The organism is Serratia bockelmannii (assembly GCF_008011855.1).
GTDB classification, from domain to species: domain Bacteria; phylum Pseudomonadota; class Gammaproteobacteria; order Enterobacterales; family Enterobacteriaceae; genus Serratia; species Serratia bockelmannii.
In genome coordinates this window covers 296,039-321,456 of record NZ_VOUX01000003.1, presented here as the reverse complement: position 1 = coordinate 321,456, position 25,418 = coordinate 296,039, and the positions used below count along the sequence as shown (strand labels likewise).

The following is a 25,418-nucleotide window of genomic DNA, read 5'->3' as shown; positions in this document are numbered from 1 at the left end:
CTTAGTACTTCAGCATGAAAGAACGATAGGCCTTCAACACCAGCAGGAAGTCCTCAACGCCGCAGAATGAGAGGCTTTCTTCGTCGTAGTAGTTCATCCCCTCTTCCATTTCATCGCCCTCGAACTCCAGCTGATTGGCACGGATCATCACTTCTTCACCATCCATCAGCAGCGTATATTCATGGCCTTCCAGCTGCCATTGACGCTCGCTGCCTTTGACCTCGGCCGCACCGGCTTCAATCCGGTCCAGCAGGTTGAAATCGCCTTTAACTTCTTCGTTGATCCAGTGGCCAATCGCTTCATGCCCCATCGAAAATCTGACGATCACCTGACCGGTGACGTCACGCAGAAATTCGTAATCCATAGCATGCCCTCCTGAGCCCTTTTTCTTAGTGTAAACATAAATGGCGGACTAACTCAGTGAGCGCTCGCAAAGTTGGCAACTGAGCAAAATAAAACGGGAGGCCAAGGCCTCCCGTTAAACAGTTGCGCAATATAGCGGCTTACACGGCGGTTTGGAAGATCACGCCGTCGGCTTTTTCGGTGTACTGCCCCAGCTGGTCAAAGTTCAGGTAGCGGTAGGTATCCGCCGCCGTCTTGTCGACCTGCGCCATATAGGTCTGGTACTCGTCCGGCGTCGGCAGGCGGCCCAACAGGGACGCTACCGCGGCCAGTTCGGCAGACGCCAGATAGACGTTGGCACCGGTGCCCAGACGGTTCGGGAAGTTACGGGTCGAGGTGGAGACCACCGTCGCGCCGTCCGCCACGCGCGCCTGGTTGCCCATGCACAGCGAGCAGCCCGGGATCTCGATACGCGCACCGCTCTTGCCGAAGACGCTGTAGTAGCCTTCTTCGGTCAGCTGAGCCGCATCCATCTTGGTTGGCGGCGCCACCCACAGACGGGTCGGCAGCTGGCCCTTGTGCTGATCCAGCAGCTTGCCGGCCGCGCGGAAGTGGCCGATGTTGGTCATGCAAGAACCGATGAACACTTCATCGATTTTGCTGTTGGCCACGTCGGACAGCAGGCGTGCATCGTCAGGATCGTTCGGCGCGCACAGGATCGGCTCTTTGATCTCGTTCAGATCGATGTCGATCACCGCTGCGTATTCCGCATCCGCATCGCCTTCCAGCAGTTGCGGATCCGCCAGCCATTTTTCCATGCCCTGAATACGGCGCTCCAGCGTACGGCGATCGCCGTAGCCTTCGGAGATCATCCACTTCAGCAGCACGATGTTGGAGTTCAGATACTCTTCGATCGGCGCCTTGTCCAGCTTGATGGTACAACCGGCTGCGGAACGTTCGGCGGACGCATCGGTCAGCTCAAACGCCTGCTCGACCTTCAGGTCCGGCAGGCCTTCGATCTCCAGAATGCGGCCGGAGAAGATGTTTTTCTTGCCCTTCTTCTCGACGGTCAGCAGCCCTTGCTGGATCGCGTAGTAAGGGATGGCGTGCACCAGATCGCGCAGGGTGATGCCCGGCTGCATTTTGCCTTTGAAGCGCACCAGCACCGACTCAGGCATATCCAGCGGCATCACGCCGGTCGCGGCGGCAAACGCCACCAGGCCGGAACCGGCCGGGAAGGAGATGCCGATCGGGAAGCGGGTGTGGGAATCGCCGCCGGTGCCGACGGTGTCAGGCAGCAGCATACGGTTCAGCCAAGAGTGGATCACGCCGTCGCCCGGACGCAGCGAGACGCCGCCGCGGTTCATGATGAAGTCAGGCAGCGTGTGGTGCGTGGTCACGTCGACCGGTTTCGGGTACGCGGCGGTGTGGCAGAACGACTGCATGACCAGATCGGCGGAGAAGCCGAGGCAGGCCAGGTCTTTCAGTTCATCGCGGGTCATCGGGCCGGTGGTGTCCTGAGAACCGACGGAGGTCATCTTCGGTTCGCAGTATTCGCCAGGGCGAATGCCGGCGACGCCGCAGGCGCGGCCGACCATTTTCTGCGCCAGCGAGAAGCCTTTGCTGCTCGCGGCAACCGGTTTGGCGATACGGAACACGTCGCTGTGCGGCAGGCCCAGCGCTTCGCGCGCCTTGGTGGTCAGGCCGCGGCCGATGATCAGCGGGATACGGCCGCCGGCGCGCACTTCATCCAGCAGCACGTCGGTTTTCAGCTCGAAGTTGGCGATCAGCGCACCGGTCTCGTGGTTGCGTACTTCACCTTTGTACGGGTAAACGTCGATCACGTCGCCCATGTTCAGCTCGGACACGTCCACTTCGATCGGCAATGCGCCAGCATCTTCCATGGTGTTGAAGAAGATAGGTGCAATCTTGCCGCCCAGCACCACGCCGCCGCCGCGCTTGTTCGGCACGTGCGGGATGTCATCACCCATGAACCACAGCACCGAGTTGGTGGCGGATTTACGGGAGGAACCGGTGCCGACCACGTCGCCGACGTAGGCCAGCGGGAAGCCTTTCTTGTTCAGCAGCTCGATCTGTTTGATCGGGCCAACGCTGCCCGGCTGATCCGGCACGATGCCTTCACGTTCGTTTTTCAACATCGCCAGCGCGTGCAGCGGGATGTCAGGACGCGACCAGGCGTCCGGCGCCGGAGAAAGGTCATCGGTGTTGGTTTCGCCGGTGACTTTGAACACGGTGACGGTGATCTTTTCCGCCAGCTCAGGGCGCGACAGGTACCATTCGGCATCGGCCCAGGACTGCATGATCTGTTTGGCGTGCGGGTTACCGGCCTTAGCCTTATCTTCCACGTCGTAGAAGTTGTCGAACATCAGCAGCGTGTGGGACAGCGCTTTAGCGGCGATAGGCGCCAGCTTTTCGTTGTCCAGGGCATCGATCAGCGGATGAATGTTATAACCGCCCTGCATGGTGCCTAACAGTTCAATGGCTTTCTCGGGGGTAACCAGGGGGGATGTCGCTTCGCCTTTGGCGATGGCCGCCAGGAAACCTGCTTTGACGTAGGCGGCTTCGTCGACGCCCGGTGGAACACGGTTAATCAGCAGGTCTAACAGGAATTCTTCTTCGCCTTTTGGCGGATTCTTCAGTAGTTCGACCAGCGCGGCCATTTGGGTGGCGTCTAGCGGCTTAGGGGCGATGCCCTCAGCAGCACGCTCGGCTACGTGCTTACGGTATTCTTCTAGCACGACGTTCTCCTCGCTCTCATTGTCATTTATTGTGCCTGGCGTATATGCAAACCGGGTTTATACCCTTGGGGTTTCACTCTGTGGCTAGGCGATCGGCCCGTAAAGGCCCCGAAACGGTGATTGGGGCAAACAAGCACGGTCAAACAGCGTTACAGCATGAAAGACTGATGGGTAGAGCGCACGGCGATATTGATGCCATCTATCCTGACGGGGCACTGCTGTCGATGTCCTGGACTGTAAGGTACAGTGCCCGGTTCCGCTCAGCCAGCATATCAGGATTTGAAACGGTTGTTAATTCGTTCACATAAAAGCAACATTAAATCTTTGCTGAATCGTTGAGCGCAGCGTAATCGGCTGCCGGACTAGCAGGGCATTATATCCATATAGTTAGAGTGGATATAAGCAGGAGGATCGGAATTTGGCGCAGCGGCCACAAAAATACCGCTTGGTGCATCTGAGCAAAAAAAAAACGGCCCCTTCTCAGGAGCCGCTTGTTAACCGGTCAAGCCAGCAGAATTACTTCTTCTTGGCTTTCGGGTTAGGCAGGTCGGTGATGCTGCCTTCGTAGATTTCCGCCGCCAGGCCCACGGATTCGTGCAGGGTCGGGTGAGCGTGGATGGTCAGCGCGATGTCTTCCGCGTCGCAGCCCATCTCGATAGCCAGACCGATTTCACCCAGCAGCTCGCCGCCGTTGGTGCCGACAATCGCGCCACCGATGATGCGGTGAGTTTCTTTGTCGAAGATCAGTTTGGTCATGCCGTCTGCACAGTCGGAAGCGATCGCACGGCCGGAAGCCGCCCACGGGAAGGTGGAGGTTTCGTAGCTGATGCCTTTCTCTTTCGCTTCTTTCTCGGTCAGACCCACCCATGCCACTTCCGGCTCGGTGTAAGCGATGGATGGGATCACTTTCGGATCGAAGTAGTGCTTCATGCCGGCGATAACTTCTGCGGCAACGTGGCCTTCGTGCACGCCTTTGTGCGCCAGCATCGGCTGACCGACGATGTCGCCGATAGCGAAGATGTGCGGCACGTTGGTGCGCAGCTGTTTGTCGACGTTGATGAAGCCACGCTCGTCAACTTCAACACCGGCTTTACCGGCATCCAGCAGTTTGCCGTTCGGCACGCGGCCGATCGCCACCAGCACCGCGTCGTAACGCTGTGGTTCTGCCGGCGCTTTTTTACCTTCCATCGTGACGTAGATGCCGTCTTCTTTGGCTTCTACTGCGGTCACTTTGGTTTCCAGCATCAGGTTGAACTGCTTGCTGATACGTTTGGTGAAGACTTTCACCACGTCTTTATCTGCCGCCGGGATAACCTGATCGAACATTTCAACGACGTCGATCTGTGAACCCAGCGCATGGTATACGGTGCCCATTTCCAGGCCGATGATGCCGCCGCCCATAACCAGCAGACGCTCTGGGACGGTTTTCAGCTCCAGCGCATCGGTGGAATCCCACACGCGTGGATCTTCATGAGGAATGAATGGCAGTTGGATCGGACGAGAACCTGCAGCGATGATGGCGTTGTCGAAGTTGATGGTGGTTGGGCCGTTTTCGCCTTCCACAACCAGGGTGTTAGCGCCGGTGAACTTGCCCAAGCCGTTGACCACTTTCACTTTACGGCCTTTCGCCATGCCAGCCAGACCGCCGGTCAGCTGAGTGATGACTTTTTCTTTCCAGACGCGCACTTTGTCGATGTCGGTTTTCGGCTCGCCGAAAACGATGCCGTGTTCGGCCAGCGCTTTGGCTTCTTCGATCACTTTGGCAACGTGCAGCAGTGCTTTGGAAGGGATACATCCCACGTTCAGGCAAACCCCGCCCAGAGTGGAATAACGTTCAACCAGAACGGTTTCAAGACCTAAGTCAGCGCAACGAAAGGCTGCAGAGTAACCTGCCGGGCCCGCCCCAAGTACCACGACCTGAGTTTTAATTTCAGTACTCATCATGACCTCTTAATTGATTGTCCGGCGGGTCAGACGTCATTTTTATTGCTAATCGATCTCATAACGCCCTTCATCCACCGGGACGCTTACACCGCGAGCAGTTTACAGAATTGTTAATAATCTGCAAAGCGTGTTCGAGTGACCCGTGTCTCAACAATTTTGTCGAGTTGTGCAAAATCCGACAAAACTGCTACAGAATCGTCAGGGGCGCAGCATGCTGCGCCCCTTTTGCATTACATCACCAGACGGCGAATGTCGGACAACATGTTGTTGATGATGGTGATGAAGCGCGCACCATCGGCACCGTCAATAACGCGGTGGTCGAAGGACAGCGACATCGGCATCATCAGGCGCGGCATGAACTCTTTACCGTTCCAGACCGGCTCCATCGCAGACTTGGAGACGCCCAGGATAGCCACTTCCGGCGCGTTGACGATCGGCGCGAAGTGAGTCGTCCCGATGCCGCCCAGGCTGGAGATGGTGAAGCAGCCGCCCTGCATCTCGCCCGCGGTCAACTTGCCGTCGCGCGCTTTCTTGGAGATGGCCATCAGTTCGCGAGACAGCTCAGTGATGCTCTTCTTGTTCACGTCCTTGAACACCGGAACCACCAGGCCGTTCGGGGTATCTACCGCCACGCCGATGTTGATGTATTTCTTCAGCGTCAGCTTCTGGCCATCTTCGGACAGCGAGCTGTTGAAGCGCGGCATCTGCTCCAGAGCGGCAGCAACGGCTTTCATGATGAACACGACAGGCGTGAACTTCACGTCCAGCTTGCGCTTGGCCGCTTCTTCGTTCTGTTGCTTGCGGAACGCTTCCAGATCGGTGATGTCGGTTTTGTCGAAGTGAGTCACGTGCGGGATCATCACCCAGTTGCGGCTCAGGTTCGCGCCAGAGATCTTCTGGATGCGGCCCATTTCAACTTCTTCGATCTCGCCGAACTTGCTGAAGTCCACTTTCGGCCATGGCAACATGCCTGGCAGACCGCCGCCGGCAGCAGCCGGAGCTGCTTCAGCGCGTTTCACCGCGTCTTTCACGTAAGTCTGAACGTCTTCGCGCAGGATGCGGCCTTTACGACCGGTGCCTTTCACTTTCGCCAGGTTAACGCCGAATTCACGCGCCAGACGACGAATGACCGGGGTCGCGTGCACGTATGCCGCGTTCTCGGCGAACTCGCCTTTGTCGTCAGCTTTCGCAGCCGGAGCGGCGGCTTTAGCGGCGGCCGGCGCCGGCGCAGCGTCCGCTTTAGCGGCTGGAGCGGCGGCGGCGGCAGGCGCAGCGCCTTCCACTTCGAACACCATGATCAGGGAGCCGGTTTTCACTTTGTCGCCGGTCGCGATCTTGATCTCTTTCACGGTACCCGCGAACGGAGCAGGCACTTCCATGGAGGCCTTGTCGCCTTCCACGGTGATCAGAGACTGCTCGGCGGCAACCTTGTCGCCCACCTTAACCATCACCTCGGTCACTTCGACTTCGTCACCGCCGATATCCGGCACGGCGACGTCTTTGGCCGCAGAGGCCGCAGGCGCTGCAGCGGCGGCAGGAGCTTCAGCCGCAGCCGGGGCGGCAGCGGAAGCGGCGCCAGCCACTTCGAACACCATGATCAGGGAACCGGTTTTCACTTTGTCGCCGGTCGCGATCTTGATCTCTTTCACGGTGCCCGCGAACGGCGCAGGGACTTCCATGGAAGCCTTGTCGCCTTCCACAGTGATCAGGGACTGCTCGGCTTCCACCTTGTCGCCCACTTTCACCAGGATCTCGGTCACTTCGACTTCGTCGGCGCCGATGTCCGGCACAGCAACGTCTTTGGCCGCAGCGGCAGCCGGGGCAGCTGCTGCTGCCGCCGGTTTTTCTTCCGCTTTCGCCGCCGGTGCAGCTTCCGCTGCGCCTGCCGCTTCGAAGATCATGATCAGTTTGCCGGTTTCGGTTTTATCGCCGACCGCCACTTTAATCTCTTTCACCACGCCCGCCTGAGGGGATGGCACTTCCATGGAAGCCTTGTCGCCTTCCACGGTGATCAGCGATTGTTCCGCTTCAACTTTATCGCCGACCTTCACCAGAATCTCGGTGATTTCGACTTCATCTGCACCGATGTCCGGTACGTTGATTTCGATAGACATTATTCAGTACCTCTTAGGCCAGACGCGGGTTAACTTTTTCCGGGTTGATATCGAATTTCTTGATTGCATCAGCAACCACAGAAGCTTCAATCTCACCGCGTTTAGCCAGTTCCCCCAGAGCAGCAACCACCACGTAAGATGCATCGACTTCGAAGTGGTGACGCAGGTTTTCGCGGCTGTCCGAACGACCGAAGCCGTCGGTGCCCAGTACGCGATAATCGCTGGCCGGCACATAAGTACGAACCTGTTCAGCGAACAGTTTCATGTAGTCGGTAGACGCTACCGCTGGCGCGTCGCTCATCACCTGAGCGATGTAAGGCACGCGTGGCGTTTCGGTTGGGTGCAGCATGTTCCAACGCTCGCAATCCTGGCCGTCGCGCGCCAGTTCGGTGAACGAGGTCACACTGTAGGTGTCGGAACCCACGCCGTAGTCCTTCGCCAGGATCTGCGCAGCTTCGCGCACGTGGCGCAGGATAGCGCCGGAGCCCAGCAGCTGTACCTTGCCTTTGCTGCCTTCCAGCGTTTCCAGCTTGTAGATACCCTTGCGGATACCTTCTTCCGCACCCTGCGGCATCGCAGGCATGTGGTAGTTTTCGTTCAGCGTGGTCAGGTAGTAGTACACGTTTTCTGGGTTGTCGCCATACATGCGCACCAGACCGTCGTGCATGATCACCGCCACTTCGTACGCGTAAGCCGGATCGTAAGAGATGCAGTTAGGGATGGTCAGAGACTGAATGTGACTGTGGCCATCTTCGTGCTGCAGACCTTCGCCGTTCAGGGTAGTACGGCCCGAGGTCCCGCCGATCAGGAAGCCACGCGCCTGTTGGTCGCCCGCTGCCCAGCACAGGTCGCCGATACGTTGGAAACCGAACATCGAGTAGTAGATGTAGAACGGAATCATCGGCAGATCGTTGGTGCTGTAGGAAGTCGCTGCGGCCAGCCAGGAAGAGGCTGCACCCAGTTCGTTGATGCCTTCCTGCAGGATTTGACCTTTCTCGTCTTCTTTGTAGTAAGCAACCTGCTCACGGTCCTGCGGGGTGTACTGCTGGCCGTTCGGGCTGTAGATACCGATCTGACGGAACAGACCTTCCATACCGAAGGTACGCGCTTCGTCGGCGATGATTGGCACCAGGCGATCTTTGATCGACTTGTTCTTCAGCATCACGTTCAGGGCACGCACGAAGGCGATAGTGGTGGAGATCTCTTTGTTCTGCTCTTCCAGCAGCGAGCTGAAATCTTCCAGCGCCGGCATTTCCAGCTTCTGGGTGAACTCCGGCAGACGGGTTGGCACGTAGCCTTTCAGCGCCTGGCGACGTTCGTGCAGGTATTTGTACTCTTCGGATTCTTTCTCGAAGGTGATGTACGGCAGTTTTTCGATGTCAGCATCGGCAACCGGCACATTGAAACGATCGCGGAAGTGGTGAACCCCTTCCATGTTCATTTTCTTCACCTGGTGAGCGATGTTTTTACCTTCCGCGGTTTCACCCATGCCGTAACCTTTGATGGTGTGGGCCAGGATAACGGTCGGTTTGCCTTTGGTGTCCTGCGCTTTTTTCAGTGCAGCGAAGATTTTCTTCGGATCGTGACCACCACGGTTCAGCGCCCAGATTTCGTCGTCGGTCATGTCTTTGACCAGCGCCGCGGTTTCCGGGTAACGGCCGAAGAAGTGCTCGCGCACGTAAGCGCCGTCTTTGGATTTGAAGGTCTGGTAGTCGCCGTCCAGGGTCTCGTTCATCAGCTGAACCAGTTTACCGCTGGTGTCTTTGCGCAGCAGCTCATCCCAACGGCCGCCCCAGATCACTTTCAGCACCTGCCAGCCTGCGCCGGAGAAGATACCTTCCAGTTCGTTGATGATCTTGCCGTTACCAGTGACCGGGCCGTCCAGGCGCTGCAGGTTGCAGTTGATGACGAACACCAGGTTGTCCAGCTTCTCGCGAGTCGCGATGGTGATGGCGCCTTTGGATTCCGGCTCATCCATCTCACCGTCGCCCAGGAAGGCGTAAACGGTCTGCTCAGAGGTGTCTTTCAGGCCGCGGTGTTCCAGGTATTTCAGGAACTTCGCCTGATAGATGGCGCTGATTGGGCCCAGGCCCATGGATACGGTCGGGAACTGCCAGAATTCCGGCATCAGCTTAGGATGCGGGTAAGAGGACAGGCCGTTGCCGTGCACTTCCTGACGGAAGTTGTTCATCTGTTCTTCGGTCAGGCGGCCTTCAAGGAAGGCACGCGCGTAAACGCCCGGAGAGATGTGGCCCTGGAAGTACACCAGGTCGCCGCCGTCTTTCTCGTTGCGTGCGCGGAAGAAGTGGTTAAAGCAGACTTCATAGAAGGTCGCGGAAGACTGGAAGGAAGCCATGTGGCCGCCCAGCTCCAGGTCTTTTTTGGATGCGCGCAGAACGGTCATGATCGCGTTCCAACGGATCGCAGAGCGAATGCGGCGTTCCAGATCCAGGTTGCCTGGGTAGGCCGGTTCGTCTTCTACCGCGATGGTGTTGACGTAGTTGTGCGCTGCAGCACCGGCCGCAACGTTAACGCCGCCTTTGCGGGCTTCTCCCAATACCTGATCAATCAGAAACTGAGCTCGCTCAACACCCTCTTCACGGATGACCGATTCGATCGCCTGCAGCCAGTCGCGGGTTTCGATCGGATCCACGTCATTGTTTAAACGTTCTGACATGGTGGTATTCCTTATCTGTCTAATGGTTTGTTTGGAGCCTGTCTTCCTGTGCTCTGTGCAAAAACACACGAAGACAGGCCCATCAGTTTAGTTGCCGCTTAAGTACTTAACTAAGTACCTCGAACTTAACCCCCGCAGGCTGGTGTACCCTGAAGAGGACAGCTCTTAATCCTTGCGTTGCTGGAGACGCCGTAGCGATCTCTCGCGCCGAGTATGCTCCCGGCTGAGATCCAGCAAGATTTCCTCGATAAACGCCAAGTGGCGATGCGAGGCTTCACGGGCCTTTTCCGGCTCGCGTGCCACAATCGCCTCAAAAATTCCGGCGCGGTGGCTGCTCACTTTTGCCAACATCTCACGGCGCGAGTAGAGCAATTCAAAGTTCTGACGCACGTTCTGTTCCAGCATCGGCCCCATGCAGCGTAGCAGGTGAAGTAACACAACGTTGTGAGCGGCTTCAGTCACGGCTATTTGATACTGCATGACCGCATCGGCCTCGGCGTCGAGATCGCCGCTGTCTTGAGCCTGTTGAATCACGATGTGGCAATCGCGGATGCGCGCCAGATCTTCATCGGTGCCGCGCAGCGCCGCGTAATAGGCGGCAATGCCTTCCAGCGCGTGACGGGTTTCCAGCAGATCGAACTGTGATTCGGGATGGTCGGCCAACAGCTCGGCCAGCGGATCGCTGAAGCTCTGCCACAGATTAGTTTGCACGAAGGTGCCGCCACCCTGACGGCGCAGGAGCAGCCCTTTCGCTTCAAGGCGCTGAATGGCCTCTCTCAGAGAAGGACGGGAGACATCAAATTGTTTCGCCAGCTCGCGCTCCGGAGGCAGTTTTTCGCCTGGGCGCAGTGTCCCCTCGAGGATCAGGTATTCGAGCTGTTGCTCGATAACATCTGACAACTTGGGTTGGCGGATTTTGCTGTAGGCCATGAGTGAATTCTTCTCTGCGAATGGCGCGGAGTCAATTGGTAATACCAATTTCAAAAACGTGACGGTAAAGTAACAAAGTATTCACCTCCTGTCCATACGGGCCTTGATCGAAATCAGGTTACCCGCACATTTTAACACCCCGCTGAAAACCCCGCTGCAAACCGGTAACGCCGTGATGGTATTACCATTTACGCGATGGGTTTGGGATTTAACTTTTACCAAACCTTACGCAAGGCAGAGTGCAAACTTTTTGCCCGAGTTTTATTGCATGGTTATGACGCTTTAATGAATGGCTATTTGGCGAGCAGCGCAACGGCGGTTCGTTCATTATTTGAACGCACCCCACCGTTCAGATCTACGTTATTTTTGCGCATTATGTGATTTGTTGCTTATTTCATGCACTGAATCCCCCCCGCCGTCACACAACCCGCATTTTGTTTCCTAAACTGCTGCAATCTTAATCACTCACACGACAAAGCAGGTGCAAACCGACGCGCATAACATTATTCTCTGCCAAACGGTAGCGGCGCCGTGGAATTAATAGCTATAACGCCGTAAATAAAACAAAACACACATCGTAACCACTGCTTTACAGGCAGGTGGGCATTCACAACGACAGAGGGTTAGATTGATGGATGGTCAACAGCAGGGTGACCAGCTGAAACGCGGCCTGAAAAACCGCCATATTCAGCTCATCGCCTTAGGTGGCGCAATCGGTACCGGGTTATTTCTCGGTATCGCTCAAACAATAAAAATGGCCGGCCCGTCAGTGCTTCTCGGCTACGCCATCGGCGGCTTCATTGCGTTTCTGATCATGCGCCAGCTGGGGGAAATGGTGGTGGAAGAGCCGGTCGCCGGTTCCTTCAGCCACTTCGCCTACAAATACTGGGGCAACTTCGCCGGCTTCGCCTCCGGCTGGAACTACTGGGTGCTGTATGTCCTGGTGGCGATGGCGGAGCTGACCGCGGTCGGCATCTACGTGCAGTACTGGTGGCCGGAGATCCCGACCTGGGTCTCCGCCGCGGTATTCTTCCTGGCGATCAACGCCATCAACCTCGCCAACGTTAAAGTTTACGGCGAGATGGAGTTCTGGTTCGCCATCATCAAGGTGGTGGCGATTATCGGCATGATCGTGTTCGGCGCCTACCTGCTGTTCAGCGGCATGGGCGGCCCGGAAGCCACCGTCACCAACCTGTGGGCGCAGGGCGGGTTCTTCCCGAACGGCGTCATGGGCCTGGTGATGGCGATGGCGGTGATCATGTTCTCCTTCGGCGGCCTCGAACTGGTTGGCATCACCGCCGCCGAAGCCGACAACCCGCAAAAGAGCATTCCGAAAGCCACCAATCAGGTGATCTACCGCATCCTGATCTTCTATATCGGTTCGCTGGCCATTCTGCTGTCGCTGTACCCGTGGGGCAAAGTGGTCGAAGGCGGCAGCCCGTTCGTGCTGATCTTCCACGCGCTGAACAGCAACCTGGTGGCGACCGTGCTGAACGTCGTGGTGCTCACCGCCGCGCTGTCGGTGTACAACAGCTGCGTCTACTGCAACAGCCGCATGCTGTACGGTCTGGCGCAGCAGGGCAACGGCCCGAAAAGCCTGCTGAAGGTCGACGGCCGCGGCGTGCCGGTGGTGGCCATCGGCATCTCCGCCCTCGCCACCGCGCTGTGCGTGCTGATTAACTACCTGATCCCGGGCCGTGCCTTCGAACTGCTGATGGCGTTGGTGGTGTCGGCGCTGGTGATCAACTGGGCGATGATCAGCCTGGCGCACCTGAAGTTCCGCGCCGCCAAAAACCGCGAAGGCGTGGTGCCGAAGTTCAAAGCGTTCTGGTACCCGTTCAGCAACTACCTGTGCCTGCTGTTCATGGCCGGCATCCTGGTGATCATGTACCTGACGCCGGGCATTCAAATCTCGGTGCTGCTGATCCCGGTATGGGTGGCGATCCTGGCCGTCGGTTACGCCATCAAACAGCGCAGCCAACGCGTCGACGGCGTCACCAGCCGTTGAATCCCGTGACCGCGCAATAAAATGGCCCGCAGATGCGGGCCATTTTTTTCGTCTGAACGCCGCTTACTTGCGCAGCGCTTTCACCTGCTCGGCGGTGACGTCCGCCGGCAAACCGCCCCAGGTCACCCGCAGGTAATTTACCAGTTCCGCCACGTCGGCATCGCTCAGACGCTCGCCGAAGCCCGGCATGCTCTGCATGCTTTCACCGTTCGGGAACTGCTGGGCCGGCAGGCCGTCCAGCACCGACACGATCAGGTTCTTGCCGTCCGCCTGGCGCAGCGTGGCGTTATCGCGCATCGCCGGTGCGACGTGCGGTTTGCCTTCGCCTTCGCGCGCATGACAGCCGGCGCACTGATCCAGATAGGTCATGCGCCCGGCATCGCTGCCCTGCCCCATTTTCACCGGCACCGCCGCTGGCGGCTGCTCGCCCATCAGATACAGCGCCAGCGCCTGATGGTCTTCTGGCGTCAAATGACGGGTGCTGAGATCCACCACCATATGCATCTCACTGAAGGCCGAACCCTGCGGCGCGAGGCCGGTGCCGAGGAAGCGGCTGACGTCCTGCGGCGTCCAGCCGCGCTGCGCCAGGCCGTGCGGCGTAATGTCCGGCGCCATGAAGCGGCCGAGATCGCCGCCCTGCATCGGCTTGCCGAGATCCATCTGCCCCAGCGCGCCGCGCGGCGTGTGGCATTCGCCACAGTGGCCCAGCACGTCGGCCAGATAGCGGCCGCGCTGCCATTGCGGCGAGTTGCCCTGCGAACTGGCCGGCAGCGGATCCTGGCTGCGGAACAGCAGGTTCCAGCCGATCAGCGCCATGCGCTGGTTGAACGGGAACGGCATCTCGTTGGCCGGAATGGCCACGTCCACCGCCGGGCGCGTCATCAGGTAAGCGTAGATGTCGTCGGCGTCCTGACGCGACATGCCCTTGTACGAGGTGTAAGGCATCGCCGGGTACAGGTGCCGCCCGCCCGGCGCCACGCCCTGCGTCAGCGCCAGGAAGAAGTCGTCCTTGCTCCAGCGCCCGATGCCGTGGTCGGCCGACGGCGTCAGGTTGCTGCCGTAAATCGTGCCGAACGGCGTGTCCAGCGGATAGCCGCCGGCCAACGGCGCCCCGCCGCTGGCGGTATGGCAGGCGGCGCAGTCGGCGGCCTGCGCCAGATAGCGGCCGCGCGCGATCTGTTCGGCGCTGGCGGTCACCTGCTGCACCGGGCCGTCGTAACGGCGGTTTTCCCGCCACCACAGCAGCGCAATCACCACGATCGCCACCAGCACAATCAACACTGCGAGACGTTTTTTCATTGCGCCGTCTCCTTCAGCAGGCCCGGCGTTTTCAGCACCACGTCGCGCACCGCTTCGTAGTAGCGCACGTAGCCGGTGCAGCGGCAGATGTGGCTGTCCAGCGCCTGCTCGATGGCGTTTTCCAGCTGTTCGCGGGCGATCGGCTCACGCTTGAGCTTTTCCACGAAAATGGTGGCGGCGTTGACGAAGCCCGGCGTGCAGTAGCCGCACTGGAAGCTGTAGTGCTCCAGAAACGCCTGCTGGATCGGCGACAGTTCAACCACCTCGCCCTGCTCGTCCACCTTGGCATGGCCTTCGACGGTACGCACTTTCTTGCCGTTGAAGAAATGCGCGCCGGTGATGCAGGTGCGCACCTCTTCGCTAGTGCCGCTCGGGTGATCGACGATCGCCACGCAGGCGTGGCAAATGCCCTGCCCGCAGCCGAGGCGCGAACCGGTCAGGTCAAGGTACTCGTGCAGGAAATCGATCATCATCAAGCCTTCCGGCACCTCGATCGGGCCGTACTGCTTTTCGTTGATGGTCAGGGAAATCGGCTGGGTTTTAATGCTCATTGTAATACCTCACGAATATTTTCTGCACGAACGGGCAAATCACGGAAACGGTGGCCGGTGGCGTCGGCGATGGCGTTGACCAGCGCGGCCACGATCGGGATCATCACCACCTCCGCCATGCCTTTCGGCGGATCGGTTTCCGACAGCGCCGGCAGGATGTCGCCGCTCTGCTTCCACACCGCCACGTCACTAGCGCGCGGCAGGTGGTAACGGTTGAAGTTCCAGGTGCCGTTGCCCGGGCCGTCTTCGTACAGTGGTAAATATTCGTGCAGCGCATGGCCGATCCCCATCGCCAGCCCGCCCTGCAGTTGGCCGGAAACCAGTTCCGGCACGATCAGGTTGCCACACTCCATGATCGAGTGGTGATTCAGCAATTCCACCTGGCCGGTGGCGATATCCACCGCCACTTCCGCCAGCGTGCCAACGGCGCTGTAGTAGGTCACCGCCGCATTGTTGCGCTGGGTCGGCGGATAATAGACCTGCCCGCGCGCCAGCGGTTTGAATTCGCCGCCGGCGTTGCGCAGCGCCATGCCGTCAACCGGCAGGCGCTCGCTTTTGCCGTTCAACGTGAAATCGGCCTCCGCCCACTGCCAGCGGTTGAACACGTGCACCGCCGCGCCGGTGACGCCGCCCATCTGATAAGCCGTCTTGGCCAGCAGCTCGAGGCTCAGCACCGACATGCCCGCCGCCGTCAGGCCGCCTTCGACCCAACGCGCATCTTCGCGCCGCACCACCAGCGGCGCCGCCTGGCCGCCGCCGATACCGGCCTGCCACAGCGCCATCGCCGCCGGCCACAGGCCGTGATCGAAGATCAGGCGCGCCGCTTCGCGGGTGCTGTGCGAGAAGTAATAGGCCGAATTGCTGGCGCTCGACGGCGAACAGTAGCTCGGCGTCCAGTTGGGGTTGGTTTGCAGCTTGTCCTGCTCTTCTTGCGACATCAGGTAAGGATCGCCGCTGGTGACCATCGGCAGTACCGACCAGTCGGTGACCGAGAAGTGCGCTTCGTCGGCCGGTTTGCCCAGCCACTGCGCGCACAGTACCGACTGCGAGGTCGACATGCCGGTGCCCATCTCCGCGCCGCTGTGATGCAGGGTGATGCGCCCGTCTTCGCTCAGCTCCACCCGGGCGAACGAGGTTTCCGCCCCGGTGCCGAAGTCTTTCTGCACGCAGCCGAAGCCAACGCCATAGCGCTTGCCGGGATAGCGGCTCTCAAACTTGGCCTTGCGTTCGGCGCGCTTGAGCCACATCTCATGCTTCGCCGCCTTCTCCAGCACTTCATCGGCGCGGATCGCACCGGCCGGGATCGCCCCTTGGGTATTTTTCATGCCGGATTTCAGCACGTTGCGCAGGCGGAACTCGATCGGGTCGATCTTCAGCTCGGCGGCCAGCTCATCCACCATCATCTCGGTGGCGGCCATGCTCTGCAGCGTGCCGTAACCGCGCGCCGAACCGGCGTCGATGGCGCGTGAGGCCAGCCCGACCGACGACAGATCGCTTTTTGGGAAGTAGTAAATCGACTGGGCGGCGGTCGCGCCGACCATCACCACCGAAGGGGTAAAGTTGCTGCGGCCGCCGCCGTCCGCCGTCATGTCACCGAGGAACGACTGCATAACGCCGGTCTGGCGATTCACCGCGATGCGATAGTTCATGTCGAACGCGTGGCGCTTCAGCGCCGTCTGGAACTGCTCGAAGCGGTCATTGGCCAGGCGCACCGGGTGGCCGTCGCCGTACATCGCCGCCACTGCGCCGTAATAGGGGAAGTTGTAGTGATCTTTCGAGCCGTAGCCCACGGTGTAGCACGGGTGCAGGATCAGCTGTTTCACCGGCGGGTTGCGCTTGGCCAGCATGCGCGGCATCTCGTCGGCCACTTCCTGCGGCGACTGGGTCGGCACCACCAGATGCAGGGTTTGCGTCTGCGCGTCGAACCAGCCGTTGGCGTTGTCCGGCTCCAGCGCCGAGGTATCGATCGACTGCGTGGTGTAGCGGCGTGACATCACCAGCCAGTCGGCCGGCGGGTTGGCCATCTCGTCGGCGATCTGGCCCGCATAGCGCATGCCTTCCTGATCCAGCTTGCCGCCCTCGCGCCCTTCCGGCCACACCGGCAGGTGCTTTTTCATCGATACCGGGAAGATTGGCGTGTCCTTCAGGCTGGAGAAGCGATCGTCGTCGAACGGTTGATCGCCCCCCACCCGCACATAGCGGAAGCTGCCCCAGGGATCGCGCTCCAGCGGGCCGGTGACCGCGCCGAATTTGATGGTCTCTTCACGGAATTTCAGCTTGTCCTTGGCAAAGCGGAATCGGGCGAAGTCGTGATAGATCAGGATCGCCACCGCCTGGCCGAGGTAGGCCGGGGTTTTGCCGCTCGGCAGCAGCATGTCGTCACCGTAGAACGCCGGGAAGGCCAGGCCATCGCGCGCCAGATCTTCCGCCGTCACCAGGCGATCCGGCTGCAGGTCGTCCCCCAACAGCGACAGATCGACCCCTTCGAACAGCCGGTCGGCTTTGGTGACGCGCAGAATGAAGGCGTGCGCCTGTTTCTGCGGCCAGTGCGGCATGTCCACCGCGCGGATATCGCGCGCGAACACCTTCTGCCCCATGACCTTGGCGCGGCCATCGATGCGGAAACGGACGCGTTTGGTCTGCGGATCCCAGTTGGGCGACTGGAGGATTTTTTGCTCGAACAGCGCGGCGTAGGCGCGGCTGTACAGGGGGGCGAGATACACAGACACCCCCGCAATCACGGCGCTTTTGATAAAGCGGCGCCGCGACGGGTTGAAATTGCTCATAAATAAGTCCTTCACGTCTTTCTTGTAATTGGTTTTTGTTCGCGGTGTTGTTGCGCAAACGCTGACGACCTTGCCGTAGACGTCATAAGCATATGCTTATAACTAAAATTATGTGATGATTAACAGGCTGTTTTCAACAAAAAAACATTTGCAAAACACAGGTAGTTTGTAGGCTAATAAATAATTTGCGCAAACGCGGACTTCAAGCATGACCACGGGCATTGTCATTACCGCCGCCGGACACGGGGAGCGCTTTATCCAGGCCGGCGGCCAGGGCAACAAATTGAACGCCGGATTCGCCGATGCAGCGGGCGAGCAGCGATCGCTGTTCGAACACACTCTGCGCCAGGCGCTGGCTTCCGGCCTGCCGGTACAGGTGGTAACCCGGCCGGATAATCTGCCGGTGCTGGCAGCCTGCGCCGCCAAGCAAGTGCCGGTCACCCTGCTCGCCAGCGCGGGCCTCGGCGACTCGATCGCCGCGGGCGTTGCGGCCACGCCGCACTGGCAGGGCTGGCTGATCCACCTGGCCGATATGCCGTTCGTCGGCGCCGACGTTTTCCGACAGGTGGCGGATGCCTTACGGCAACACGCGATCGTGCGCCCCTGCTATGCGCAACAGCCCGGTCACCCGGTCGGCTTTTCCGCCCGATTGCGCAAACCGCTTTGCCAACTGCGCGGCGATAATGGCGCGCGTGAACTGCTGCAAGGCGCGGCAGTGCACCTGCTGCCGCTTGAGCACCCCGGCGTCGTGCAGGATATTGATCTTCCATCGCAACTCCCGGCCAGCGAGTAAATTCACCTATGCAACATCTTGATGTCACCGTGGTCAGCCAGGCGATAAGCTGGCTGCAGCAACAGCCGGTCTGGTTATGCACCGTGCTCAGTACCTATGGCTCTTCGCCGCGGTCGCCGGGCGCGTTGATGGCCGCGACCCGAGACGGCCGCTACAGCGGTTCATTGTCAGGCGGGTGCGTGGAGGAGGACTTTCTACGGCGCGTAGCCGCCGGGGAGTATCAGGCGGCCAGCCAGGTGATCCGTTATGGCGAAGGCGGCATAACGCCCAACGTGGCGCTGCCCTGCGGCGGCGTGCTGGACGTGCTGATCGAGTATCTGCCGGCGGGAGAAGCCAGCGTCGCTTATATGCAACGCATCGCCGGCGCGCTGGAAGGGCATCACGCGTTGATCAAACACCTGACGCTGCCCCACGCCTGCCACAGCCTTGAGCAGAGCCACTTCACCAGCGCCACCCAGGTCGAACGCCGGCTCGAGCAGATCACCCTGCACATCGCGGCCGCGCCGCGCCTGCTGATCGCCGGGTTGTCCAGCGTGGCGCTGTACTGCGCCGACTTCGCCGTGGCGCTGGGGTTTGAGGTGCTGGTGTGCGAGAGCCGCCCGGAGGCGCTGGATAACTTCGCCGCCGAGCTGAAACCGGGCGTGACGCTGCTGCGCCAGTTTCCGGCCAAGTTCATTGAGGACGGCGGTTGCCACGCCAATACCGCCGTCGTGGCGCTGACCCACGATCCGCGTATGGATGACCTGACGCTGATGGAAGCGATCCACACTCCGGCGTTTTACATCGGCGCCATGGGCTCGCTCAGAAACAGCGCGCGGCGGCGCCAGCGGTTGCAGCAGATTGCCGAATTCACGCCGCAGGAGTTGGAACGCATTCATGCGCCGATCGGCCTGCCGCTGGGCAGCAAAACGCCGGCGGAGATCGCCCTGGCAGTGATGGCGGCGATCGTGCAGCAGAAAAACCGGCGGCCGGCCGCCGACGGGATCAGTGCAACGGCACCACCGGCACCAGATGCTGCAGCTCCAGGTACAGCTCCTCTTTCCCGCTCAGCGAATAGCTGAACACCGTCATGTCTGGCCCGTCACCGCGGGCCAGCCCCATTTCGGGTAGCACCTGCGTGTAAATTTTAATGATGTGGTCGTTGAGCGCCACCGGCTTGCCGGAATAGCGAAAACGGCAAAACTCGCCGTGGATCTCCGGCAGCGGCTCCAGCGCCACGCCTTCGCGCAGCGGGTATTCCGTCGTCACGCCCAGGGTATAATCGACCCTGACCCGCTCGCCGTCCGGCACCAGCTGGGTAAACGAATAGGTTTGTGCCGGGCGCTCACCCAACAAGGTGTAGAACTGCGCCCGAAGCGCGCTGCGCTGCGGCAGGTGCGACTTGTCCAGCTTCTCGATATCCAGATGGTACGCGTAATGTTTGCCGTGAAAGGCATATTGCCCTCTGGCGATGCTGACGCGTTCGACCTGAATATCGCCGGGCTGGCTGGCCGCCAGCGAACGCACCAGATTGCTGAAGTCCTGCTTGCGGGCATGGCGATACACGCTGGGCGATTCGGCGAAGTGCTTTTTGAAACAGCGCGAGAATGTCTGCTGATTATCGAATTGATATTCAACCGAAATGTCTAGAATGCTCTTCTGCGTGAAGCGCAAGGCGAAGGCGGCGAGGTAGAGGCGGCGAGCGCGGATATACGAGGCTAACGATAATCCGGTCTGCTTTTTGAACATGCGCTGCAGGTACCATTTCGTGTAGCCTGACTTGGCAGAAACGATATCCAACGACAGCGGATTGGTCAGGTTATCTTCAATCCAGACCAGCAATTCCTTGATGTGACTTTCCTGCGTTCCCATGTGCTTGCCGAACCTTCTGTTGCCGATATTCCATTAGTCGAATTTTAGTGCTACCCGCGTAGGGTATACAGGTTAAAACTCGACGTCCAGCAAGCTACAGGACTTTACACACTCCCCTTCACCGCCCGCGGGCGGCGAAGGGGGCAGCGATTATTTCAGACAGCTGGAGCACTGACCGGCCTGAATCTTCTGGAAGAAGTCATTGCCTTTGTCATCCACCAGGATAAACGCCGGGAAATCTTCCACTTCGATTTTCCAGATCGCTTCCATGCCCAGCTCAGGGTACTCCACGCACTCCAGGCTCTTGATGCTCTGCTGCGCCAGCACCGCCGCCGGGCCGCCGATGCTGCCGAGGTAAAAGCCGCCGTGCTTGTGGCAGGCATCCGTCACCTGCTGGCTGCGGTTGCCTTTCGCCAGCATGATCATGCTGCCGCCGTGGGATTGCAGCAGATCGACGTAGGAGTCCATACGCCCGGCGGTGGTCGGCCCCAAGGAACCGGACGCATAGCCTTCCGGCGTTTTAGCCGGGCCGGCGTAGTAGATCGGGTGATCCTTGACGTACTGCGGCAGGCCTTCCCCGCGATCCAGGCGCTCTTTCAGCTTGGCGTGCGCGATATCGCGGCCGACGATGATGGTGCCGCTCAACGACAGACGGGTGGAAACCGGGTACTGCGACAGCTGTTTGAGGATCTCGGCCATTGGACGGTTGAGATCGACTTTGATCGCCTCGCCTTCCCCGGCCTGGCGCAGCTCCTGAGGAATGAATTTACCCGGATTGTGCTCCAGTTTTTCCAGCCAGATGCCGTCGCGGTTAATCTTGCCTTTGATGTTGCGGTCTGCCGAGCAGGAGACGCCCATGCCGACCGGGCAGGACGCGCCGTGGCGCGGCAGGCGCACCACGCGGATATCGTGCGCGAAGTATTTGCCGCCGAACTGCGCGCCCAGCCCCAGGTTCTGCGCTTCTTGCAGCAGTTCCGCTTCGAGTTCCAGATCGCGGAACGCCTGACCATGCTCGTTGCCTTCGGTCGGCAGGCCATCGTAATACTTGGTCGAGGCCAGTTTGACGGTTTTCAGCGTCGCTTCCGCCGAGGTGCCGCCGATGACGAACGCCACGTGGTACGGCGGGCAGGCCGCAGTGCCCAGCGTGCGCATCTTGTCGACCAGGTAGTTTTTCAGCTTGCCCGGCGACAGCAGCGCCTTGGTTTCCTGATACAGATAGGTTTTGTTGGCAGAACCACCGCCCTTGGCGATGCACAGGAATTTGTATTCTTCGCCGTCCACGCTGTAGAGATCGATCTGCGCCGGCAGGTTGCTGCCGGTATTGACCTCTTTGTACATATCCAGCGCGGCGTTCTGCGAATAGCGCAGGTTCTCTTCGATGTAGGTGTTGTACACCCCGCGCGACAGCGCTTCTTCATCGCCGCCGCCGGTCCAGACGCGCTGGCCCTTTTTGCCGACGATGATCGCCGTGCCGGTATCCTGGCAGGTCGGTAAAATACCCTTGGCGGCGATTTCTGAGTTACGCAGAAATTGCAGCGCAACGTACTTGTCGTTTTCGCTGGCGTCCGGATCGTCGAGGATATCGGCCACCTGCTGTTGATGCGCCGGGCGCAGCATGAACGAGGCGTCGTGGAACGCATGCTGGGCAAGCAGGGTTAACGCTTCAGGGGCAACTTTCAGTATTTCCTGGCCTTCAAACTCGCTCACGGAAACGTGGTCGCGGCTCAGCAGATAATATTCGGTATCGTCTTTCTTCAGCGGGAACGGATCTTGATAGTGGAACGGTTTATTCGACATTGATCTCTCACTTGCAACATCAGCTGCGTTAAATTCACACTTGTGGCGCGCGAGGCGGCACCTTGTCAAAAAACTGCCTCCACCTTACGTATTTTTAATCAGTCAGTTATTGCGCCAAATCGCAAAATAACCGCTCTTTGCGTAAGGGATTACCACAGGCGGCGTTTCAACCTTGCTCGGTGAGAACTGCGGGTACAGGCTCATCATGCACGCTTTATTATCCCGCAGTTAACACATTGATTACAATCCATCGACGGCGATCGCTTTATCAATGTGGCGAAAAAACGCGGATGCGGATTTGCGTCGGAGCATATTGTCAGCCGCCGTGCCATTGCTTAAGCTAGCCGCAATGAACAAACCAAGAATCCCCATCGCGCTGCAACAAGCGGTGATGCGCTGCCTGCGAGAAAAGCTGCAGTTGGCACGCCAGCATTTTGCCGTCGAGTTCCCCGAACCCAGCATCGTCTATCAGCAACGCGGCACCAGCGCGGGCACCGCCTGGCTGCAAAGCTGGGAAATCCGTCTGAACCCGGTGCTGCTGCTGGAAAACCAACAGCCGTTTATCGATGAGGTGGTGCCGCATGAGTTGGCGCACCTGCTGGTGTTTCGCCAATTCGGCCGTGTGGCGCCGCACGGCCGCGAATGGCGCTGGATGATGGAAAGCGTGCTACTGACCCCCGCCAGCCGCACTCACCGTTTCGAAACCGCCTCGGTGCAAAGCAAAACCTTCCCCTACCGCTGCGGCTGCGGGCAGCACCAGCTCACCATTCGCCGCCATAACCGCGTGCTGCGCGGCGAAAGTGAATACCGCTGCCGCCGGTGCGGCGAAAAACTGAAATTTCTTGCTAGCGAGAACCTTTAGTTAAACGATTTATACGTTAAAACAAGCAAATATCGCCATTTGCCACTGCCGGCAAGTTCCGTTACCCTGCCTGCTTTTCCAATTTTGAGCTGTTTTGGAATATGCTTCGCAGAATTTTGTTTATGGCGGTTTTCGCCGCAGGCGCCGTACAGGCGCACGGCATCAATAACTTCTCTCAGGCCAAAGCGGCGGCGGCCAAGATTAATCAGGATGCGCCGGGCAGCTTTTACTGCGGCTGCCGCATCGACTGGCAGGGCAAGAAGGGCATCCCGGATCTCGCCGGCTGCGGCTATCAAGTGCGTAAAAACGCCCAGCGCGCACAGCGCATCGAATGGGAACACGTAGTGCCGGCCTGGCAGTTCGGTCACCAGCTGCAGTGTTGGCAGGACGGCGGGCGCAAAAATTGCAACAAGGACGCCACCTATCGCCAGATAGAAACCGATCTGCACAACCTGCAGCCGGCGATCGGCGAAGTGAACGGCGACCGCAACAACTTCATGTACAGCCAATGGAACGGCGGCGCAGGCCAGTACGGGCAATGCCCAATGAAGGTGGACTTCAAGAATAAACAGGCGGAGCCGCCCGCCCGCGCCCGCGGCGCCATTGCCCGCACCTACTTCTACATGCGCGATCGCTACCAGCTGCGGCTGTCACGCCAGCAAACCCAGCTGTTCGAGGTGTGGAACCGGCAATATCCTGTGAGCCAATGGGAATGTCAGCGTGAAGCACGTATCGCCAAGGTGCAGGGCAACCACAACCCCTATATTCAACAGGCTTGTCAGCAGCGGAAAAGCTAACCTACTATAGCCTTTATCTTTCATGGCGCCGCCAACCCGCGGCGCCGTTTCGTCAGGATCAGACAACCCATGCGCATACCCCGCATTTACCATCCACAGCCGTTGACCGATCGGGCGGAGATCGCCCTCAGCGAGGACGCCGCCAACCACGTCGGCCGCGTGCTGCGCATGAGCGCCGGCCAGGCGCTGCAGCTGTTCGACGGCAGCAACCAGGTGTTCGACGCCGAGATAGTTCGGGTGGACAAAAAGAGCGTGCTGGTGCGCCTCGGCGACGGCCGCGTGGATGACATCGAATCGCCGCTCAACCTGCATCTGGGCCAGGTGATCTCGCGCGGCGAGAAGATGGAGTTCACCATTCAGAAATCCATAGAGCTGGGCGTCAACGTCATTACCCCGCTATTTTCCGAGCGCTGCGGCGTCAAACTGGACGGCGAGCGTCTGGCGAAGAAAATCCAGCAATGGCAAAAGATCGCCATCGCCGCCTGCGAACAGTGCGGCCGCAACCGCATTCCCGAAATCCGCGAGGCGATGTCGCTGGAGGCCTGGTGCGCCGAGCAGGACGGCAGCCTGAAGCTCAACCTGCATCCGCGCGCCAGCCACAGCATCAACACGCTGCCGCAGCCGGTAGACCGCGTCCGTCTGCTGATCGGCCCGGAAGGCGGTTTGTCCGCCGACGAAATCGCCATGACCACCGACCACGGATTTACTGATATTCTGCTGGGACCACGCGTTCTGCGTACCGAAACCACAGCGCTCACCGCCATTACCGCTCTGCAGGTCCGCTTCGGCGACCTGGGTTAAAGGAGAAAAGATGATTAAGCTCGGCATCGTGATGGACCCTATCGATTCCATCAACATCAAGAAAGACACCAGCTTCGCCATGCTGCTCGAAGCGCAGCGCCGCGGTTACGAATTGCACTACATGGAGATGAACGATCTCTATCTGCAGGCCGGTGACGGGCGCGCCCGCACCCGCCTGCTTAGCGTGAAGGAAGACAAGGAGAACTGGTTCAGCTTCGGCGCCGAGCAGGATCTGGCGCTGCACGATCTGGACGTGATCCTGATGCGCAAGGATCCGCCGTTCGATACCGAATACATCTACGCGACCTACATTCTGGAGCGCGCCGAAGTCAAAGGCACGCTGGTGGTCAACAAGCCGCAAAGCCTGCGCGACTGCAACGAGAAGCTGTTCACCGCCTGGTTCCCTGAGCTGACGCCGGATACGCTGGTCAGCCGCAGCGCCGCGCACATCCGCAAATTCCACCAGCAGCACGGCGACATCATCCTGAAACCGCTGGACGGCATGGGCGGCGCGTCTATCTTCCGCGTGAAGCAGGACGATCCCAACCTGTCGGTGATCATCGAAACCCTGACCGAACACGGCAGCCGTTTCTGCATGGCGCAGAACTTCCTGCCGGCGATCAAGGACGGCGACAAACGCATCCTGGTGGTGGACGGCGAGCCGGTGCCTTACTGCCTGGCGCGCATTCCGGCGCAGGGCGAGACCCGCGGCAATCTGGCGGCCGGCGGCCGTGGCGAAGCGCGTCCGCTGAGCGAAAGCGACTGGAAAATCGCCCGCACCGTCGCCCCGACGCTGAAAGAGAAAGGGCTAATCTTCGTCGGCCTGGACGTGATCGGCGATCGCCTGACCGAGATCAACGTGACCAGCCCAACCTGCGCACGCGAAATTGAGGCGGCATTCCCGATCTCGATTACCGGCATGCTGATGGACGCGATTGAAAAGCGCCTGGCGGCGAAGTAATGCGTCATGCGGGCGGCCTGCCGCCCGCTAACCTGCATCGCGCCCGCCAAAGCGCGCCTTTCGGCAACGGCTTGAAAGGCGGCGGGTATAGCCGCATACTGGCGGCTGTTTATTTTCTCACCCATTGATTACCTTATACTAACGCC

The 25,418-nt window shown here is 59.7% G+C and carries 18 protein-coding genes; 7 read left to right on the top strand and 11 right to left on the bottom strand.

Annotated elements, in window-relative coordinates:
- Position 1: 1 nt before the first annotated feature.
- The 6 genes from yacL to pdhR all read right to left on the bottom strand — a co-directional run bounded on the left by yacL (position 2) and on the right by pdhR (position 10,766).
- Positions 2–364, bottom strand: a complete 363-nt coding sequence (gene yacL, locus FOT55_RS06025; RefSeq protein ID WP_004937507.1) for a protein YacL — start codon at positions 362–364, stop codon at positions 2–4.
- Positions 365–503: 139 nt separating this feature from the next.
- On the bottom strand, positions 504–3,101 hold the full coding sequence (acnB, locus tag FOT55_RS06020) for a bifunctional aconitate hydratase 2/2-methylisocitrate dehydratase (protein WP_038872455.1): 2,598 nt from the start codon (positions 3,099–3,101) through the stop codon (positions 504–506).
- 516 nt (positions 3,102–3,617) lie between these two features.
- On the bottom strand, positions 3,618–5,042 hold the full coding sequence (lpdA, locus tag FOT55_RS06015; RefSeq protein ID WP_004937500.1) for a dihydrolipoyl dehydrogenase: 1,425 nt from the start codon (positions 5,040–5,042) through the stop codon (positions 3,618–3,620).
- Between the two features lie 233 nt (positions 5,043–5,275).
- On the bottom strand, positions 5,276–7,159 hold the full coding sequence (aceF, locus tag FOT55_RS06010; protein ID WP_043141312.1) for a pyruvate dehydrogenase complex dihydrolipoyllysine-residue acetyltransferase: 1,884 nt from the start codon (positions 7,157–7,159) through the stop codon (positions 5,276–5,278).
- Between the two features lie 13 nt (positions 7,160–7,172).
- Positions 7,173–9,836, bottom strand: a complete 2,664-nt coding sequence (gene aceE / locus FOT55_RS06005; protein ID WP_025304233.1) for a pyruvate dehydrogenase (acetyl-transferring), homodimeric type — start codon at positions 9,834–9,836, stop codon at positions 7,173–7,175.
- A gap of 165 nt (positions 9,837–10,001) precedes the next feature.
- Entirely contained in the window at positions 10,002–10,766 is a 765-nt protein-coding gene (gene pdhR, locus FOT55_RS06000; protein WP_004937490.1) for a pyruvate dehydrogenase complex transcriptional repressor PdhR, read from the bottom strand.
- 631 nt (positions 10,767–11,397) lie between these two features.
- On the opposite strand from pdhR, the gene FOT55_RS05995 reads away from it, so the two are divergent.
- Complete coding sequence (locus tag FOT55_RS05995; RefSeq protein ID WP_025304234.1) at positions 11,398–12,774, top strand: amino acid permease; 1,377 nt, start codon at positions 11,398–11,400, stop codon at positions 12,772–12,774.
- Between the two features lie 63 nt (positions 12,775–12,837).
- On the opposite strand, the gene FOT55_RS05990 is transcribed toward FOT55_RS05995, so the two are convergent.
- From FOT55_RS05990 to FOT55_RS05980, 3 genes are read right to left on the bottom strand one after another with little or no spacing between them, the layout of a single operon-like run.
- Positions 12,838–14,073, bottom strand: a complete 1,236-nt coding sequence (locus FOT55_RS05990) for a cytochrome c (RefSeq protein ID WP_147823232.1) — start codon at positions 14,071–14,073, stop codon at positions 12,838–12,840.
- Positions 14,070–14,624: a (2Fe-2S)-binding protein gene (locus tag FOT55_RS05985; RefSeq protein WP_025304236.1), complete on the bottom strand. Its 555-nt coding sequence runs from the start codon at positions 14,622–14,624 to the stop codon at positions 14,070–14,072. The genes FOT55_RS05990 and FOT55_RS05985 overlap by 4 nt, the downstream gene beginning before the upstream one ends.
- Positions 14,621–17,410 carry a xanthine dehydrogenase family protein molybdopterin-binding subunit gene (locus tag FOT55_RS05980; RefSeq protein ID WP_147823231.1) on the bottom strand — a complete coding sequence of 930 codons (2,790 nt, stop codon included), beginning with the start codon at positions 17,408–17,410 and terminating at the stop codon, positions 14,621–14,623. The genes FOT55_RS05985 and FOT55_RS05980 overlap by 4 nt, the downstream gene beginning before the upstream one ends.
- 208 nt (positions 17,411–17,618) lie before the next feature.
- On the opposite strand from FOT55_RS05980, the gene FOT55_RS05975 reads away from it, so the two are divergent.
- Together FOT55_RS05975 and FOT55_RS05970 are read left to right on the top strand one after the other, a co-directional pair.
- On the top strand, positions 17,619–18,203 hold the full coding sequence (locus tag FOT55_RS05975; protein WP_147823230.1) for a nucleotidyltransferase family protein: 585 nt from the start codon (positions 17,619–17,621) through the stop codon (positions 18,201–18,203).
- Between the two features lie 8 nt (positions 18,204–18,211).
- The gene (locus FOT55_RS05970; protein ID WP_147823229.1) at positions 18,212–19,264 is read left to right on the top strand and encodes an XdhC family protein; all 1,053 of its coding nucleotides are present in this window, start codon (positions 18,212–18,214) and stop codon (positions 19,262–19,264) included.
- Here the strand turns inward: FOT55_RS05970 and FOT55_RS05965 are convergent.
- Both FOT55_RS05965 and fumA read right to left on the bottom strand, forming a co-directional pair.
- Positions 19,188–20,054: a helix-turn-helix domain-containing protein gene (locus tag FOT55_RS05965; protein WP_147823228.1), complete on the bottom strand. Its 867-nt coding sequence runs from the start codon at positions 20,052–20,054 to the stop codon at positions 19,188–19,190. The two genes, FOT55_RS05970 and FOT55_RS05965, sit on opposite strands and share 77 nt — an antisense overlap.
- A gap of 150 nt (positions 20,055–20,204) precedes the next feature.
- Entirely contained in the window at positions 20,205–21,851 is a 1,647-nt protein-coding gene (gene fumA / locus FOT55_RS05960; protein WP_025304241.1) for a class I fumarate hydratase FumA, read from the bottom strand.
- A 349-nt stretch (positions 21,852–22,200) separates the two neighbouring features.
- Here fumA and FOT55_RS05955 point away from each other — a divergent pair, with 349 nt between their 5' ends.
- The 4 genes from FOT55_RS05955 (at position 22,201) to gshB (ending at position 25,272) form a co-directional block, all read left to right on the top strand.
- Entirely contained in the window at positions 22,201–22,713 is a 513-nt protein-coding gene (locus FOT55_RS05955) for a SprT family zinc-dependent metalloprotease (RefSeq protein ID WP_004937462.1), read from the top strand.
- 101 nt (positions 22,714–22,814) lie between these two features.
- Complete coding sequence (endA, locus tag FOT55_RS05950; RefSeq protein ID WP_025304243.1) at positions 22,815–23,510, top strand: deoxyribonuclease I; 696 nt, start codon at positions 22,815–22,817, stop codon at positions 23,508–23,510.
- A gap of 69 nt (positions 23,511–23,579) precedes the next feature.
- Positions 23,580–24,311 carry a 16S rRNA (uracil(1498)-N(3))-methyltransferase gene (rsmE, locus tag FOT55_RS05945; RefSeq protein ID WP_049194742.1) on the top strand — a complete coding sequence of 244 codons (732 nt, stop codon included), beginning with the start codon at positions 23,580–23,582 and terminating at the stop codon, positions 24,309–24,311.
- Positions 24,312–24,321: 10 nt separating this feature from the next.
- Positions 24,322–25,272, top strand: a complete 951-nt coding sequence (gshB, locus tag FOT55_RS05940) for a glutathione synthase (RefSeq protein ID WP_147823227.1) — start codon at positions 24,322–24,324, stop codon at positions 25,270–25,272.
- The last annotated feature ends 146 nt before the right edge of the window (positions 25,273–25,418 follow it).

Excerpts from the sequence above, each read along its gene's own strand:
- lpdA (WP_004937500.1), bottom strand. The coding sequence starts at position 5,042 with ATGAGTACTGAAATTAAAACTCAGGTCGTGGTACTTGGGGCGGGCCCG.
- aceE (WP_025304233.1), bottom strand. The coding sequence starts at position 9,836 with ATGTCAGAACGTTTAAACAATGACGTGGATCCGATCGAAACCCGCGAC.
- fumA (WP_025304241.1), bottom strand. The coding sequence starts at position 21,851 with ATGTCGAATAAACCGTTCCACTATCAAGATCCGTTCCCGCTGAAGAAA.
- rsmE (WP_049194742.1), top strand. The coding sequence starts at position 23,580 with ATGCGCATACCCCGCATTTACCATCCACAGCCGTTGACCGATCGGGCG.
- pdhR (WP_004937490.1), bottom strand. The coding sequence starts at position 10,766 with ATGGCCTACAGCAAAATCCGCCAACCCAAGTTGTCAGATGTTATCGAG.
- FOT55_RS05990 (WP_147823232.1), bottom strand. The coding sequence starts at position 14,073 with ATGAAAAAACGTCTCGCAGTGTTGATTGTGCTGGTGGCGATCGTGGTG.
- gshB (WP_147823227.1), top strand. The coding sequence starts at position 24,322 with ATGATTAAGCTCGGCATCGTGATGGACCCTATCGATTCCATCAACATC.
- FOT55_RS05965 (WP_147823228.1), bottom strand. The coding sequence starts at position 20,054 with ATGGGAACGCAGGAAAGTCACATCAAGGAATTGCTGGTCTGGATTGAA.
- FOT55_RS05985 (WP_025304236.1), bottom strand. The coding sequence starts at position 14,624 with ATGAGCATTAAAACCCAGCCGATTTCCCTGACCATCAACGAAAAGCAG.
- endA (WP_025304243.1), top strand. The coding sequence starts at position 22,815 with ATGCTTCGCAGAATTTTGTTTATGGCGGTTTTCGCCGCAGGCGCCGTA.
- FOT55_RS05970 (WP_147823229.1), top strand. The coding sequence starts at position 18,212 with ATGCAACATCTTGATGTCACCGTGGTCAGCCAGGCGATAAGCTGGCTG.
- aceF (WP_043141312.1), bottom strand. The coding sequence starts at position 7,159 with ATGTCTATCGAAATCAACGTACCGGACATCGGTGCAGATGAAGTCGAA.
- FOT55_RS05995 (WP_025304234.1), top strand. The coding sequence starts at position 11,398 with ATGGATGGTCAACAGCAGGGTGACCAGCTGAAACGCGGCCTGAAAAAC.
- FOT55_RS05975 (WP_147823230.1), top strand. The coding sequence starts at position 17,619 with ATGACCACGGGCATTGTCATTACCGCCGCCGGACACGGGGAGCGCTTT.
- FOT55_RS05980 (WP_147823231.1), bottom strand. The coding sequence starts at position 17,410 with ATGAGCAATTTCAACCCGTCGCGGCGCCGCTTTATCAAAAGCGCCGTG.
- FOT55_RS05955 (WP_004937462.1), top strand. The coding sequence starts at position 22,201 with ATGAACAAACCAAGAATCCCCATCGCGCTGCAACAAGCGGTGATGCGC.
- yacL (WP_004937507.1), bottom strand. The coding sequence starts at position 364 with ATGGATTACGAATTTCTGCGTGACGTCACCGGTCAGGTGATCGTCAGA.